Origin of the sequence: Mammaliicoccus sp. I-M35 (assembly GCF_022386455.1) — a bacterium.
GTDB classification, from domain to species: Bacteria; Bacillota; Bacilli; order Staphylococcales; family Staphylococcaceae; genus Mammaliicoccus; species Mammaliicoccus sciuri_A.
Window position 1 is genome coordinate 15,163 of sequence record NZ_JAJNIL010000014.1, and the last position, 16,420, is coordinate 31,582.

Annotated in this window: 15 protein-coding genes; 4 read left to right on the forward strand and 11 right to left on the reverse strand. The window is 33.3% G+C overall.

Translation table 11 applies throughout. The features are described from left to right. Positions 1–211 precede the first annotated feature (211 nt). The 3 genes from LQ679_RS13310 (at position 212) to LQ679_RS13320 (ending at position 1,684) form a co-directional block, all read left to right on the forward strand. Positions 212–478: a SunI/YnzG family protein gene (locus LQ679_RS13310; RefSeq protein ID WP_025904965.1), complete on the forward strand. Its 267-nt coding sequence runs from the start codon at positions 212–214 to the stop codon at positions 476–478. Between the two features lie 145 nt (positions 479–623). Beyond that, positions 624–1,346, forward strand: a complete 723-nt coding sequence (locus LQ679_RS13315) for an SDR family NAD(P)-dependent oxidoreductase (protein ID WP_025904966.1) — start codon at positions 624–626, stop codon at positions 1,344–1,346. Between the two features lie 11 nt (positions 1,347–1,357). Then, positions 1,358–1,684 carry a heme oxygenase gene (locus LQ679_RS13320; RefSeq protein WP_037590416.1) on the forward strand — a complete coding sequence of 109 codons (327 nt, stop codon included), beginning with the start codon at positions 1,358–1,360 and terminating at the stop codon, positions 1,682–1,684. 713 nt (positions 1,685–2,397) lie between these two features. On the opposite strand, the gene LQ679_RS13325 is transcribed toward LQ679_RS13320, so the two are convergent. Then, entirely contained in the window at positions 2,398–3,756 is a 1,359-nt protein-coding gene (locus LQ679_RS13325; protein WP_239763288.1) for a YjiH family protein, read from the reverse strand. Between the two features lie 359 nt (positions 3,757–4,115). Here LQ679_RS13325 and LQ679_RS13330 point away from each other — a divergent pair, with 359 nt between their 5' ends. Beyond that, positions 4,116–5,273, forward strand: a complete 1,158-nt coding sequence (locus tag LQ679_RS13330; RefSeq protein WP_191835703.1) for an MFS transporter — start codon at positions 4,116–4,118, stop codon at positions 5,271–5,273. Between the two features lie 46 nt (positions 5,274–5,319). Here the strand turns inward: LQ679_RS13330 and LQ679_RS13335 are convergent, their stop codons facing one another. The 10 genes from LQ679_RS13335 to LQ679_RS13380 all read right to left on the reverse strand — a co-directional run bounded on the left by LQ679_RS13335 (position 5,320) and on the right by LQ679_RS13380 (position 16,254). Next, positions 5,320–5,832 (reverse strand): Asp23/Gls24 family envelope stress response protein, encoded by a 513-nt coding sequence (locus LQ679_RS13335; protein ID WP_204173708.1) that lies wholly within the window; start codon positions 5,830–5,832, stop codon positions 5,320–5,322. Between the two features lie 61 nt (positions 5,833–5,893). After that, entirely contained in the window at positions 5,894–6,121 is a 228-nt protein-coding gene (locus LQ679_RS13340; protein ID WP_369919472.1) for a DUF2273 domain-containing protein, read from the reverse strand. Between the two features lie 21 nt (positions 6,122–6,142). Continuing rightward, positions 6,143–6,682: an alkaline shock response membrane anchor protein AmaP gene (gene amaP, locus LQ679_RS13345; protein WP_239763289.1), complete on the reverse strand. Its 540-nt coding sequence runs from the start codon at positions 6,680–6,682 to the stop codon at positions 6,143–6,145. A 181-nt stretch (positions 6,683–6,863) separates the two neighbouring features. Beyond that, entirely contained in the window at positions 6,864–7,880 is a 1,017-nt protein-coding gene (locus LQ679_RS13350; RefSeq protein WP_126477902.1) for a FecCD family ABC transporter permease, read from the reverse strand. After that, a complete protein-coding gene (locus LQ679_RS13355; protein ID WP_239763290.1) occupies positions 7,877–8,881 on the reverse strand; it encodes a FecCD family ABC transporter permease in 1,005 nt (334 codons plus the stop codon). The genes LQ679_RS13350 and LQ679_RS13355 overlap by 4 nt, the downstream gene beginning before the upstream one ends. Before the next feature lie 15 nt (positions 8,882–8,896). Beyond that, entirely contained in the window at positions 8,897–9,700 is an 804-nt protein-coding gene (locus LQ679_RS13360) for an ABC transporter ATP-binding protein (protein WP_025906315.1), read from the reverse strand. 208 nt (positions 9,701–9,908) lie between these two features. After that, positions 9,909–10,745, reverse strand: coding sequence for a YitT family protein (locus tag LQ679_RS13365; RefSeq protein ID WP_025906313.1), 837 nt, complete (start codon positions 10,743–10,745; stop codon positions 9,909–9,911). A gap of 919 nt (positions 10,746–11,664) precedes the next feature. Then, positions 11,665–12,618 carry an L-lactate dehydrogenase gene (locus tag LQ679_RS13370; RefSeq protein ID WP_159316342.1) on the reverse strand — a complete coding sequence of 318 codons (954 nt, stop codon included), beginning with the start codon at positions 12,616–12,618 and terminating at the stop codon, positions 11,665–11,667. 23 nt (positions 12,619–12,641) lie between these two features. Beyond that, positions 12,642–14,240 (reverse strand): L-lactate permease, encoded by a 1,599-nt coding sequence (locus tag LQ679_RS13375; RefSeq protein WP_126477900.1) that lies wholly within the window; start codon positions 14,238–14,240, stop codon positions 12,642–12,644. Between the two features lie 292 nt (positions 14,241–14,532). Next, on the reverse strand, positions 14,533–16,254 hold the full coding sequence (locus LQ679_RS13380) for an ABC transporter ATP-binding protein (RefSeq protein WP_126477899.1): 1,722 nt from the start codon (positions 16,252–16,254) through the stop codon (positions 14,533–14,535). Between the last annotated feature and the right edge of the window lie 166 nt (positions 16,255–16,420).

Genomic DNA, 16,420 nt, shown 5'->3' on the forward strand with positions numbered 1-16,420 from the left:
AATGAAACCAGCTCCTTATTTATTTATAAAGATAATATTACAACATACAATTCCATTTGTAAATAGTTATTCAATATATTGCATAAAAATACTTATTTTAATTAGTATGACATAATAAATAAAAAATATAACACATTTTCTCGCTTTTCTATTGAAAACGGATACATAATGCGTTATGATGTAGTCATCAAACAAAAGGATGTGTTTAGATATGGCAATGAGAGTATCAAAGGACAATAATCAAGTTCATATTCAATGGAGAGTAGCGGACATTACAATTCCAAATAATGAAATTAAAAACATTAAAGAGGATCAAGATATTCACGCTTTGTCTAATGAAGCCCAAGATCATATCGTAAGAATTGGCTCAACTTTTGGCAAAACAAATCGTGTGATTATCGAAACAAATGATAAAGAATACATTATTTATACACATGCTGATAAGAAAGTTTACAACGAGCTTACTAAAGAAGCTTAAGTTCAAACTTTCAGGCATTTTAAATAAACACCGCGAAGTCATATTACATTGACTTCGTGGTGTTATTTATATGGCATTTTCAAATTGAATTATTATGATACATTTTTAAAGCATGCTAACATATAAGAAAGGAGTGATGTTCAATATGTTAAGAGACTTAAAAGGGCTCAATGCAGTCATTACAGGTGGCTCTAAAGGTATCGGTAAATCAATCGCGATTGCATTAGCTCACGAAGGCGTTAATGTCGCTATTGCAAGTAGAAATATTGATACTTTAAAAGCAACAGCCGATGAACTTAAACAATATGACGTCAAAGTATTTTATAAAGAAACCAATATTGCGCACCAAAAAGATGTGCAACGTTTCATAGAAGATTCATACCATGCATTAGGCTCAATAGATATCGTGATTAATAATGCAGGTATTATGAAGAATAATTCATTTTTAGAAGTAAGTGAATCTGAGTTCGATCAATTATTTGAAACAAATGTTAAAGGTATATACTACGTCTTACAAGAAGCATTACCACATCTCGTAAGACAAAAAAGCGGAGATGTTATTAATATCGCCTCAATGTCTGGATTAAAAGCCAGTGCAACAAGCAGTATCTATTCTGCTACTAAATATGCGGTAATTGGTATGACTGAAGGTATTATGCAAGAAATGAGAAAACATAACATTCGAGTATCATATTTAACCCCTTCTGCCGTCTTAACAGATTTAATAGGAGAAACACAATTACAAGAAGATACGATGACGCATCCAGAAGATATAGCAGACGTAGTTGTATCACAACTGAAACTACAACCGAGAACATTTATGAAGACAGCACAAATCTGGGCTACTAACCCAACACCAAAAGAATAGGAGAGATCACTATGTATGTTGTAACAAATAGAATTAAAATGAAAAAAGGTTATGCAGAAAAATTAGCACCAATGTTTACTAAAGGTGGCGCACTACAAGAAATGAAAGGTTTCATTAAAGTTGAAACTTGGAATATGCAAGACATTGAAGACAATGACGAATTACATGTCAATATGTGGTGGGAAGAACTAGAAGACTTCGAAGCATGGAAAACGAGCGATGCATTTAAACAAGCACATAGTCGCGGCGGAGACAGTAATAAAGACAAAGGCGAATCACCAATGTTAGGATCTGAAATCGCAATCGCTAAAGTCGAAACAACAATTGACCCAAAATAATATAAATATGGACAAACTGAACTTATCTAGTTCAGTTTGTTTTTGTTATGAGGGTGGAATGAGGAAGATGTGAGTTTATTTGGTGCTTAAGCTATAATTTGGACAATCTCTTGGCTTTACTCAGACATTAAGCCATGACTTTAGCGATCTCTTGGCTTTATTCAGACATTAAGCCATGACTTTAGCGATCTCTTGGCTTTACTCACCCATTAAGCCATGACTTGGACGATCTCTTGGCTTTACTCAGACATTAAGCCATGATTTTAGCAATCTCTTGGCTTTACTCAGCACTTAAGCTAAGACTTAGACGATCTCTTGGCTTTACTCAGCACTTAAGCCAAGACTTGGACGATCTCTTGGCTTTATTCGGACATTAAGCCACGACTTAAGCTATCTCTTGGCTTTACTCACCCATTAAGCCAAGACTTGGACGATCTCTTGGCTTTATTCAAGACTTAAGCCATGACTTGAGCTATCTCTTGGCTTTACTCAGCACTTAAGCCAAGACTTGAGCTATCTCTTGGCTTTACTCAGACATAAAGCCATGACTTGGGCTATCTCTTGGCTTTATTCGGACATTAAGCCACGACTTGAGCTATCTCTTGGCTTTACTCAGCACTTAAGCCACGACTCAAAACCTCCTCATCTCCCCCAACCATTCCCATACATAAAAAACGACAGGGGCACATCATGCCTCTGTCGCTATTTTAAATTTAGAAGAATATATGAGCTAATATAACGATTATCGGTAGAGCTATGATTGTACGTATAATATAAATCATAAATAGTTTCCCTAGGCTTACTGGTATTTTCGAACCGAGTATAACGCCCCCTACTTCTGATAAATATATTAATTGTGAAATACTTAAAGCACCTACGATAAATCTTGTCATATCACTTGGTACATTACTAATCAGTAATGATGGTAAGAACATATCTGCGAAACCGATTAATAATGTTTCAGACATTTCTTTTGCATATGGTATTTGCATTAATTCTAATAATGGTACAAATGGTGCTCCTAATATACTAAATGTTGGTGTATATTCAGCAACTATAGTGGCTAAAGTACCGATTGTCATAACGACTGGTAGTACTGCTAACCACATATCCAACACAGTCTTCACACCGTTAATAATGAATTGTTTAAGGTCAGGTGATTTTACAGCTTTTTGAGTTGCTTGTTCAAATCCCCATGATATTGGATTATGTGTTTTAGGAATTGATTCATTTAATTGCTCAGTGCTTCCGTTTGAATACTTATCTGGAATTTGTTTAAGTGGCCAAATTCTAGGCATTATAAAAGCTGCTACAACACAAGCTAAAATAACGGATAAATAAAATTTAAAGAAATAATCCATTAAGCCGATTGTTTGAGCAATGACAATTGCAAATGTGATTGATACAACAGAGAATGTTGTCGCAATAACTGTTGCTTCTCGACGTGTATAAAATCCTTGTTCATATTGTTGACTTGTAATCATAACGCCAACTGTACCATCACCAATAAATGATGCTAGATTATCAACAGTTGATCTACCTGGTAATTTAAACATTGGTCTCATAATTGGAGCAAACATTGGTCCTAAAAATTCTAATAAACCAAAGTCCATTAATAATGGTAAGAACAAACCTGCAAAGAAAAATACGGCAAGTAATGTTGGTAATAAATCATTGTATACCATTAATCCGGTATTTTCATTTACAACTACACCTGGTCCGAAATCGAAATAAATAAATATTGCAAATATCGCACCTATTATTCTAATGACGACCCAAATCCAATTGACGTTAAATAATTCATTCGTTATAGATCTCTTTGTAGAAGTACTGAATATCGTAGAATAGATTAATGTCATTACTGCAGAGAAACTAATTAAAAGCATAATAATTAGCCCATCATAGTCACCTATCCAATCTAAAGCTGTATTTGCAAGGTATGCAACAGGTAAACTTGTTTCCTTCTCCCCTTTATCGTCAGTTACCGTTACAGGCACTAAAAATAAATATATTCCTAACAGTGATAATATAATAAACTTTAACCTTCCTACTAAAACGCTCGTCTCTTTCATACTTTCTCTCCTTTACGCAAGACTAACTATACACAATAATTAATAAATATTCAATACTATTCATCTCTAATTTTATTATATATTTTTATGTAAGCGCTGTCATTATTTTTAGTAAAAATAAAAGAATTATTAATCATAATATACCAATGTATTTATTATATTTTTTCTTTAAATATTTTTAATTTTCAAACAACTATTTATTATCCGTATAATATATAGAACAATTCCAATTAATTCTTTCAATTTATACCTTAAAAACACCTTACATTTCTGATTGTTCGGGTATTAAATTTTATCTGTATTTTTACAAATCACACTGTTATAATCATGATTATATGTCAAAGAGAAGGAGTAATATGATGTCGAAACCTCGATTAATTACATTTATGTTAAGCGTATTTGTTGTGGGAATGGTTGAATTAATGATTGCAGGTATACTTACTTTAATGAGTAAAGATTTGAATGTATCAGAAGCAATTGTAGGACAACTTGTAACAGTTTATGCATTAACATTCGCAATTAGCGGACCCATACTTGTTAAACTGACTAAGAATGTCTCACCAAAGACTGTATTATTAGTGAGTATGGCTATATTTATTTTAGGAAACGGGATTATTGCGATTTCACCTAACTTTACAATACTTGTAATAGGTCGAATATTATCTTCAGCCGCTGCAGCAATTATTGTCGTGAAAATCTTATCTTTAACTGTTGTGTATTCAAAACCAAGTGAACGTGGGAAAATGATTGGGCTTGTTTATACTGGTTTCAGTGCAGCGAACGTACTTGGTGTTCCTCTAGGTACTAAAATAGGAGACTTAGTAGGTTGGAGAATGTCATTTGTATTTATTTCTACAGTTGGTATTATTGCGCTTATACTTATTATTTTTAATGTCGCAAGCAATAAAATTGATACGTTAGAATCTTCTAGCCAAAGTCAAGATTACAAAGTCGTTCATCCTTTAGAAATTGTAAAATATTTAAGCATTACTTTCCTTATATTAGCGGCAAATTATGTTGTCGTAACGTATATTAGTCCATTATTATCTGTGTATGGATATGATTTAAATATTGTATCACTGGTACTACTTGTTGCAGGTATCGGTGCAATTATCGGTACGTCATTAGGTGGATATATTACAGATGCATTAGGTAGTAAAAAGTGGCTATTAATTTCATTAAGTACTTATACAGTACTGATGCTTGTATTTGAACAATTCTTACCGATACTTGTTATTACATTAATTGGTGTATTTGCTTGGAATATTGTCCAATGGGGATCAAATCCACCTATCCAAATCGGTATTATCTCTCAAATTGAAGGAGATACAAGTGCAGCAATGAGTTGGAACATGTCAAGTTTAAATGCAGGAATAGGTGCTGGTTCATTATTAGGTGGTATATTCGTATCATACTTTAATGTCGTATCTAGTTTATATGTAGCAGGTGCATTAAGCTTTATTGCATTCCTTATTTGTTTAACGATTAAGAAACAACCAAAGGCGCAGAAATCATAAAAAAAAGCGAGTGAGATTAGATAATCTCACTCGTCTTTTTTATAGATTATTGTAATTCTTTATTGCCTTTTGATTGGCCTTCATCATCAGATGATGAATTTTTTTGTTCGTATTCTTTTCTACTCATTACATCATCAACATGCATATTTACTTCAACAACTTCAAGTCCAGTCATATGTTTAACTTGTTCTTTAACTAAGTCTGCAACTTTTTTGAAGATTTTAGGAGCTGATTCGCCATATTCTAAAATAACTTTTAAATCTACAGCTGCTTGTTTTTCTCCTACTTCAACAGAAACCCCTTGTGTTACGTTATTTCCAGATGTGAAACGATCAGTTAAGCTAGAAGCAAAGCCGCCTTTCATATCTAAAATACCTCTAACTTCTCTTGCAGCAATACCAGCAATTTTTTCTACTACTTCATCTGAAAATGATAATGTATTTGAAAATTGTTGCTCTTGAGCTTGAGCTTGTTGTTGTTGAGCTTCGCGCTCTTGTTCATTTACCCCTGTTTGTTCATTGTAACTACTTTTTGCTTTGTTGTTGTCTACGTTTGCCATAATAGATTCTCTCCCTTTAATTTATAATTTGTTTGTTTTCTTTATTTATATTGTAAGCAGTCTAACTTATTCTATTTAGGAAATTTAAGAACTGCTGTGTACAATCTTTAATATACCCCAATCCTACACCTATTAAACATAGGACTAGGATTAAAACTGTTTTCCAAAAACCAATTGTTAAAAATAGTACTGCTAATATTAACATTGCGATAAAACCAATAATTCTCCATTTATATTCTTTAATAAAATTAATGAATTGATTTGGATCTTGATTTTCATTTGGCATAATCGGAACCTCCTATCCTTAGTCTTATAAAACTCTTGTGTCACTCGATTTTTGATCTCTGACATTAATCTCAATATTTTTTACAGGTATTTCTAAGAAATGCTCTACATTTTGTTTGATATCAGATTTAATTCGATCTGTTAATGTTTGAATTTGACCTGTATCTGAAACAACAAAGAAATCAGCTTTGATTGTTGCATAAGATTTATTTTTCTTATTATACAGTTTCGCAATAACATTTGGTTGACGTACTTCATCGTATTTTTGAATAGTACGATAAATACATTTTTCAACTGAATTTCTCGTAATATAAATGTGACCATCCTCATAGTCACGATGTAAGCCTGGCTTTTTATGTGTTGGTTTAAATGTTGCAAAGAACATCAATATACCAAAGAATATTAATACGCCTGCACAAGCAATCAACGTTGGTTCAAACCAATTATATTTTAATAATTCTTGTTGATAGCTCTTAATTTGGCTAATATCCAAATACATAAAAAGAAGCGTGCCTACAACTACTATTATGAATAAGCCTAGGAAAAAATTTTTTAATCTTCTCACTGGCAACTGCACCTCCTATGTAAAGTTCTATTACTACTCCTTGTTATACCCCTAAAATGATTTTGAAAACAAAATTTTATAATTTATGTATACTTTTTTGAGAAATTTTAATAATTCTTAGAATGTGTCGTGATTATAAGCACGAAAAAACTCTCTTTCATTATAGAAAGAGAGTTCACTATTATATATGCGTTGATTTTTGCATTAAGTATAAGAAATACGGCGCACCAACTATTGCAACGATAATACCTGCTGGAAGTCCGTTAGGTTCTAATACAATTTTACCAATTGTATCTGCTACAACAAGTAAAATCGCACCATTTAACACTGCAATTGGTAAGTATAATTGATGTCTTGGTCCAACAATACTTCTTGCGATATGTGGTCCCATTAAGCCAACGAAACCAATTCCGCCTGCTACTGAAACTGCAGCTGATGATAATACAACAGCTAAAAATACGAGTAGAATTCTTTCTCTATTATTATTAATACCGAAAGAAACGGAAATTTGTTCATTCGTACTTAATACATTTAATACATTTGCTTTATAGAACAAGAATGGCATAACAATCGCCAACCATGGGATAAATGCGAACACGAATGGCCATTCATCTCCCCATATGTTACCTGCGAACCATCTTGCGATAAATTCCATTTGATCTTGATCAAATGTAGACATAATTGTTATAGATGCTCCACTCAGAGCAGTAGATAAACCTACACCTATTAAGACCATTCTTACAGGGTTTATGCCTTCACCACGTTTATGACTGAATATGAAAATAACCATTGCAGTTGCTAAACCACCAAGCATACTTACAAGTGGTAATACATATACAAAATCTCCTGCTTTAATCGTACCAACAACAAGAAATAGCGTAATCATAAATCCGCTTCCTGCATTAATACCAAGAATACCTGGTTCTGCTAAAGGATTCTTCGTAATACTTTGAAGGATTGCACCACTTAACGCTAAACTTGCACCAGCAAGTATTGTGATGAGCATTCTAGGCATTCTAAATTCAAATAATACCATTGTATCTAACTCATTACCTTGTCCAAATATCGTTTTGAAAAATTGCGTAAAGGACATATTAAACTCACCAGTTGTCATGGCAAATCCCATTGAAGCAATAAGTGCGATAACTAATATAATAAATGTAATACGTTGTTTTTTAATAACTTTAGGATGTATCATAGTATTTTACCGTCCCTTCTAACAAGATAAAGGAAGAACGGCACACCGATAATTGAGATAACAGCTCCAATAGGTGCTTCTCCTAACATTCTTGCAATCATATCTGCAAATAACAGAATAAAGCCTCCGAGTACTGCTGATAAAGGTATTACACGTTTATAATCTGTTCCAATCATAAATCGAACAATATGTGGCACCATTAAGCCGACAAATGCGATTTGTCCAACGATTGAAACTGCTATACCTGCTAGGAACATTGTAGCAATTAAACTTGTGTATCTTACAAATGTACTATTTTGGCCTAATCCTTTAGAAAGTGTATCACCTAAACTAAGTATAGTAAGTTGTCTACTCATAAAAATAAGAACAATTAAAATAACAATAACAACTGGTGTAGAGATCATAAGTTGTTTCCAAGTTGTACCACTTACACCACCAACACTCCAGAATGTTAATGTTTGATTTAATCTAAATATTAAAGCAATTCCTTCACTTGCAGCTGTTAAAAGCGCAGATACTGCAGCACCAGCAAGTACTAACCTCATTGGGCTGAATCCACCTCGTTTAGATGAGCCAACACTCATAACAAGTATCCCACCTATAGCTGCACCTACGAATCCTGCAAGCATCAATGTGAAATAACCTGCATTAGGTATAACGGCTAAAGTTAACGCAAGCATCATACTCGCACCAGCATTAAGACCTAATAAACCAGGGTCAGCTAAGCCATTACGTGTAACGCCTTGCATGACAGCACCGGATACAGCAAGTGCCATACCTACAATAACAGCACCTATTTCTCTTGGAATTCTTATTTCTCTTAATATATTATGTTCTTCTATTTTAGGATTATAATGAAAAATCGCATCATAAACCATTTGTATTGAAGTCGTCTTTGCACCAAATAAAAATGACAGAAGTAAAACAGCTACAAGTAAAATGATTGTAACTGTTAATATAATTGGATAGCGATTAGCTTTTAATGTTTTAGTCTGATTCATTGGGTTGCCATCCTTTTATAACTTCGTATAGTGCTTACATAATAAATTATATGTTACAAGCATTGGTTTTCCAGTACGTGGATCTGTAGAAAGCTCTGCATCAATATTGAAGACTTCTTCCAATATTTCATTTGTTAGAACTTCTTCAGTTTGACCTTGTGCAACAATTTTACCAGACTTCATAGCAATTAAATGATCTGAGAAACGGATTGCTTGGTTAATATCATGTAAGACCATAATAATCGTACAACCTTGTTCTCTATTTAATTCCTGTACAAGTTCTAAAATTTCTAATTGGTGTGAAATATCTAAATAAGTAGTTGGTTCGTCTAAGAAAATGATGTCTGTTTTTTGAGCGAGCGCCATTGCAATCCAAACACGTTGTCTTTGACCACCACTTAAATCGTTAATTGATCTATATTTAAATTCATGCGTACCTGTTACATTTAAAGCCCATTCAATTTCCTCTTTATCTTGTTTAGATAATCTACCGAAACCTTTTTGATGAGGAAATCTACCATAAGATACGAGTTCTCCAACTGTTAATCCATCTGCAACATCAGGAGATTGGGGCAAAATTGCAATCTTTTTAGCTATTTCTTTAGTTGAAGTTGAATGCAAATTCTTACCGTCTAACAACACTTGACCTGTTTGTACATTTAAAATACGGCTTAAAGCTTTTAATAAAGTAGACTTACCGCAACCATTTGGTCCGATGATAGAAGTCACTTTGCCATCTGGTACTTCAAGATTCAATTCATTAACTATTAATTTGTCTCCATAACCTATTGAAATAGCTTCTCCCGTTAAACGATTCATAAAGAACCCTCTTTCCATTAAAATAAACTCTATTTATATGATATTTTCATTAATTGTATATATTTGTAAATGATAATCATTATCATCATTCACATTCATGTATTATAGCATTTAATAGTAGCTTTTTCTATCATTTTCTGAATATTTTCGTATTCCGTTCACAAAAAGAGGTTGGCACAATTAATGTGTACCAACCTCTTAAACATTATTATTCATCTACTAAAAAGCCATTTCCAAGAACGTCTCTTACGTCATGGACAACGACAAATGCATTTTCATCGAACTTTCTAATCATGCGTTTTGTTCTAGAAAGTTGTGTCTTCGCAATAACTACATATAAGACATCTGTGTCTTTCTTAGAATAATAGCCTCTACCATTTAGAATCGTACAACCACGACCAATTTGTTCATCAATCATTTTGGCGATTTGATCGGGATTTTGAGAAATAATTGTAACGGCTTTTTTAGGATTGAGACCTTCAATTACAAAGTCCATCACTTTTGTTCCTACATATAATGAAATCACTGTAAGTAACGCTTTTTCTAAAGGCATTACAGTAAGTGAGAACATCACGACGATAAGGTCAAAGAATAGTAGAGCATATGATGTATTTACGTCTAAATATTTATGCGCTATTCGGGCAAGAATCGTCGTCCCAGCAGTCGTACCACCAGACAATACAATGAGTCCTATACCTAGACCAACCATGAAACCACCAAAGATTGTGTTAATTAAAATTTCGTTCGTATGCACAACCCAAGATTCAGTCAGACCTAGAAATACAGAAATAGCAATAACCGCTATTATCGTATATACAGTACTTCTCTTGCTTAAAAATTTATAACCTAACGCAATTAAAATAGCATTTAAAATAAACGTAGACCATGCAGGTGAAATATCGAATGCATAAAGTAAGATTAAAGAAACCCCAGTTACGCCACCTTCACCTAAATTAGCAGAAATGATAAAGGCATTAACACCCGTAGCAAAAATAAAAGATCCTGCCAAAATTAATATCATATCTCGTAAAATTCTATTTTTCATGACCTTACCTCCTCTATATTTTTTAACAGACATATTGATACTACCACAATCCTCAAATCCCCTCAACATGCCGATTTTAAATAGAAGACGAATCATATAATGGATGAGGAATGATGATGTGAAAAAAAGTGATTTGAATTAAAGGAACTGATGGAGGTGCGAGAAATAGATGATGTCTTGGCTTAGTTAGAGCGTTAAGCCATGACTTGGACGATCTCTTGGCTTTATTCAGACATTAAGCCACGACTTAGACGATCTCTTGGCTTTATTCAGACATTAAGCCATGACTTGCGCTATCTCTTGGCTTTATTCAGACATTAAGCCATGACTTGGCTCATCTCTTGGCTTTATTAGGTCGTTAAGCCATGACTTGGACGATCTCTTGGCTTTATTCAGACATTAAGCCATGACTTGGCTCATCTCTTGGCTTTATTCAGACATTAAGCCACGACTTGGGTTATCTCTTGGCTTTATTCGGACATTAAGCCATGACTTGGCTCATCTCTTGGCTTTATTCAGACATTAAGCCACGACTTAGACGATCTCTTGGCTTTATTCAGACATTAAGCCATGACTTGGCTCATCTCTTGGCTTTATTCAGACATTAAGCCATGACTTGGCTCATCTCTTGGCTTTATTAGGACGTTAAGCCATGACTTAGACAATCTCTTGGCTTTATTCGGACATTAAGCCATGACTTAGACGATCTCTTGGCTTTACTCTGGACTTAAGCCATGACTTATGAGTTTATTCCGCCTTTAACTCACGTCTTCCATCATCTTCCGCCTTCAATCCCACTCATTTTCACATTCCCCCCTTAATTCAAACAGTCACCACAAAAAATACCGACAAAATCTTTTCTAGACTTTGTCGGTACTACTAAAATCTTCATATATTAAATCCCTGATATATCTTACTATTAAAATTCTTTTTCAAATGGTGCTTGTATATCTTTCAACACTTTAACAGAGTTATCGAATAATGATTTTTCTTCTTCATCTAATGGCATTTCGATGACTTCTCTAATGCCTGATCTGTTTATAAGTGCTGGTACGCCTATATACACGCCTTCATGTCCGTACTCGCCTTCTAAATATGCAGAAACTGTCAACACCACATCTTGGTTATTTAAAATGGCTTTTGTAATACGCATTAACCCCATTGCTACTCCGTAATAAGTTGCGCCTTTTGCTTCTATAATTTCATATGCTGCATCTCGAGTTTGTACAAATATTTCTTCTACTCTATGTTTACGTGATTCGTCTTTTTCAATAATACTTCTTAATGGTTTACCTGCAATATTAGCATGAGACCATACTGGTAATTCTGAATCACCATGTTCACCGATAATGTTTGCATGTACACTTTGTGGTGCTACATCGAATTCTTCACTTAATAAATATCTAAATCTTGCTGTATCTAATATAGTACCTGATCCGATTACACGTTCTTTTGGTAAACCAGAGAATTTCATAGTTGCATAAGTTAATACATCTACTGGGTTAGTTGCAATTAAGAATATACCATCAAATCCTGAGTCCATAATTTCAGTAACGATTGATTTGAAAATTTTCATATTTTTTGCTACTAAATCTAGTCTTGTTTCACCTGGTTTTTGTGCTGCACCTGCACAAATAACTACTAAGTCTGCATCATGACAATCTTTATAGTCACCTGATTTAACTTTAATTGGTGATGGTCCGTATACTGTACCATGATTTAAATCCATGACATCCCCGATTACTTTCTTTTTATCTAAATCTATGATGACAAATTCATCACAAATACCTTGGTTTATCATTGAAAATGCATAACTTGAACCTACTGCACCATTACCTACTAATACGACTTTTTTACCTTTGAATTGTTTCATTATATTCGCTCCTCAATTTATATTTATAAAATTATTGTTAAAATAAATGTCCATACACAGATGAATATTAAGAATCCGACACTATATTTCAAAGTCATTTTGAGCAATTCAGACTCTTTACCAACTTCTCTAACAGCAGCTGTTGCAATCGCGATAGATTGTGGTGAGATTAATTTAGCTGCTACACCACCTGCTGTATTTGCTGCAACTAACAATGGTCCGCTTGTACCAATTTGACTTGCTACTGACGCTTGAATTGGTGCAAATAATGTGTTGTTATTAACGACTGAACCAGTCATGAATACACCTATCCAACCTAATACTGGAGATAGTATTGGGAAGATGTTACCAGCTTTTGCAATACCTTGACCCATTGCAGCTGTTAGTCCGCCATAAGTTGTGATTTTAGCAATAGCTAAAATAAAACAGATTGTCAAAATTGGTAACCACAATTCTTTAATTGTTACGCCTAGTAAATTGAATGCGTCACTAAATTTAAAGTGTTTCGAAATTAATATTGTAATCACAACTGAGATTAATATTGCTGTACCAGTTGCGCTAAAGATGTCGATTTTTAATGTGATCAGTTTATTAGTAATTTCATTAAATGTTCCCGGAATACTTATATTCCATACTAATGAAGAAAGTAAACCACCTTCAGCAAATAAAGCTTTGAAAAACGGTGCACTCCATATCATGACGAAAATCGTTAAAATATAGAATGGACTCCATGCATACATAATGGATTTAACAGAATGTTTCTTTGTTTCCAATACTTCTTGATCTGAAATTCTGAAAATATTTTTTGGTTGATAATATTTTGAGAAAATTGCTAATGCAACCATAGATAATAATGGTGGAATAATATCAGCCAATTCTGGACCTTGGAAATACGTAATCAATATTTGTAAGCCAGTGTATGTTGTACTTACAACAAGAATCATCGGTAAAATTTCTTTCACACCTTTAAATCCATCCAATATCATGACTAGTAAAAATGGAATAAAGAAGTTCAGGATTGGAAGTGTAAGTGTTGAAATCTGTGATACTTCAAGCGCTGAAATATTACCGTGAAGACCTAAACTATCTATAATGCCAACTGGAATACCTATCGCACCAAAAGCGCCCGCTGCTCCGTTAGCAATTAAGCAAAGCATTGCTGCCTGTAAAGGTTTAAAACCAATTTGAATTAACAATACACTACATATTGCGATAGGAACACCAAACCCAGCAGCACCTTCTAAAAATGCATTAAAACTAAAACCTATTAATAATAATTGGATACGTTGGTCTTGAGAAATACCTGAAATACTATCTTGAATGATACTAAATTGTCCTGTACCAATTGAAACTTTGTATAACCATACTGCCATTACGACGATATAGCCTATTGGAAGAATACCTTGAAAGAACCCTTCTGTTATAGCACCAGTCGCTACAGTATGTGGTAATTCGAAGATAAATGATGCAATGACTAAAGTTACAATAAGTGTTGTAATAGATGCATAAATACCTTTCATTTTAAAAACTGTTAAACATAATAGAAATAATATAATCGGTATACTAGCAACAACTGCTGATAGTGTAACGTTGTCTAATGGATTTATATTATTTAGTAGCACAATGAACAACTTCTTTCTTAATTTTATTTTTTCAAGATGCGCATCTTTAACGTTTGTGATGTTTTTCACAATGTAAATATAGCATCTCAATCCCCTGAGGTCAATAGGTTTGACACATATTTTGTGAAAAAATTCACGAATTATTTTTGACTCGTTTTTTGATTTTTATTGAATCCTTTGCCCCATCTAAATGGTTGCGTTTTCATTATTTCTCATATTTTTTAAATTTTTTTATAATAAAAAACAAGATCCTGAAATATTTTTCTAGGATCTTGTTCAATTCACTTCTATATTATTCTGTTAAACTTTGTGTATTTACAAAATGTCTATACTTATCATGAGATGCTAATAATTCTTGATGGGTACCTACGCCTGTGATTTCACCCTTATCTAAAAATACAATTTGATTCGCTTTTTTAATCGTAGCAAGTCTATGAGCAATCACAATAGTTGTACGATCTTTCATTAATTCATTCAACGCTTGTTGAATGTAGAATTCACTTTCACTATCTAAATTAGCTGTCGCTTCATCTAGTAGTAGAATATCTGGATTCTTAATGAAACTTCGCGCGATATCTATACGTTGTCTTTGCCCACCAGATAATTTGGTGCCTCTCTCACCGATTTCTGTATCAAAGCCTTGTGGAAATGCCATTATAAAATCATAACAACGTGCCATCTTCGTATAATGTATGAGTGTTTCTTCATCTACTTCTGAATAGACACCATATGTTAAATTATCGCGTATTGTCCCGGACATCATCGCATTAGATTGCATAACATATCCAATTTTCTGTCGCCAATATTTTAAAGATATATCATCTATTGGTTGGTTTCCATATAATATTTGGCCATGATCGATTGGATAAAGTCTTTCTATTAAACTAAACAATGTACTTTTTCCTGAACCTGAAGGACCTACAAATGCTGTCACTTCTCCAGAACGAATGGATAAAGATAAATCTTTAATGACCGGATTATCTTCGTATCCAAATGAAACATTGTCAAATGTGATATCTTGATGATTCGTAATCGGTTGATTATGATCATCACCTCTTTTTTCCGCTTCTTCTTGATAAATCTCATAGATACGTTCACTTGCGCCGACAGCTTTCTTATAATCCGTTAAAAACATAGAAAAATTCAAAATTGGCGCTGATAATTGCACAACATAGAATATCATTGCGACTAATGTCCCTGCAGTAATCGCACCACTCGAAACTCTAATACCACCAAATCCAAGTATGACAGCTACGGTTAACGTCATAATAACGCCTGAAAGTGGAGATATGATTGCTCTAATTTTCGCTTCCTTTAATCCTAGATCATATATACCTAGTAAAGTACCTTTTGTTTTTTCTAGTTCTTTTTCTTCTGACGTTGTCACTTTTACTAATTTCATTTCTGTCAGTACTCTTCCTAATATACCGCTGAACCTAGAAATCTCAGTTTGTGTGTCTTTTGAGATTTTACCCATTTTTCGTCCTAATGGTACCATTATCCCGATAAATATAGGTAAGATCAGAAATGTCATGAGTGTCATTTGCCAATCTAAAATAAATAACATCACAATCGAACCAATAAGTGTTAACAATGATGGTAATACACTTGGTGCTTTTTCAGAGATAAATAAGTTAATCACATTTGTATCATCTGTAATTCTACTCATCAATTGACCACTTTCGTTTTTGTCAAAGAAACTCATTTTCAAATTGATTAAATGCTTCCATAACTTTTCTCTAATTGAATAAATTGTTTTTTCACCAATCTTGCTTAGTAAATATGTCCCGATACCGCTCAAGACTGCATTTACCAAAAATACGCCTATAAATAGCCAAACCATTCTTAAATCCAAATTTTCTGCATTAAATGTATCTACTAATTTCCCAGTAAATAATGGTACAAGCAAACCACTAAGACTACCTAAAATAGAAAGTGTCATAGCCGTAAACACTAATTTTTTAGGCCAGTCTACCTTTTTTAATAAATAAAGCAGAGGATTTTGTTTTGTCATTTTAATAACCTCTTTACTAAAATTAATGATATAGTATATTTTACAGCATTGAGATTATACATACCAAATTTAAAATATGTTCACAAAAAATTAACGTTCATTTGTTATCTTATTGTAGGGTAGTTAATTAATATATGTTAGAATGATATAGTTAATTTTAAAAATA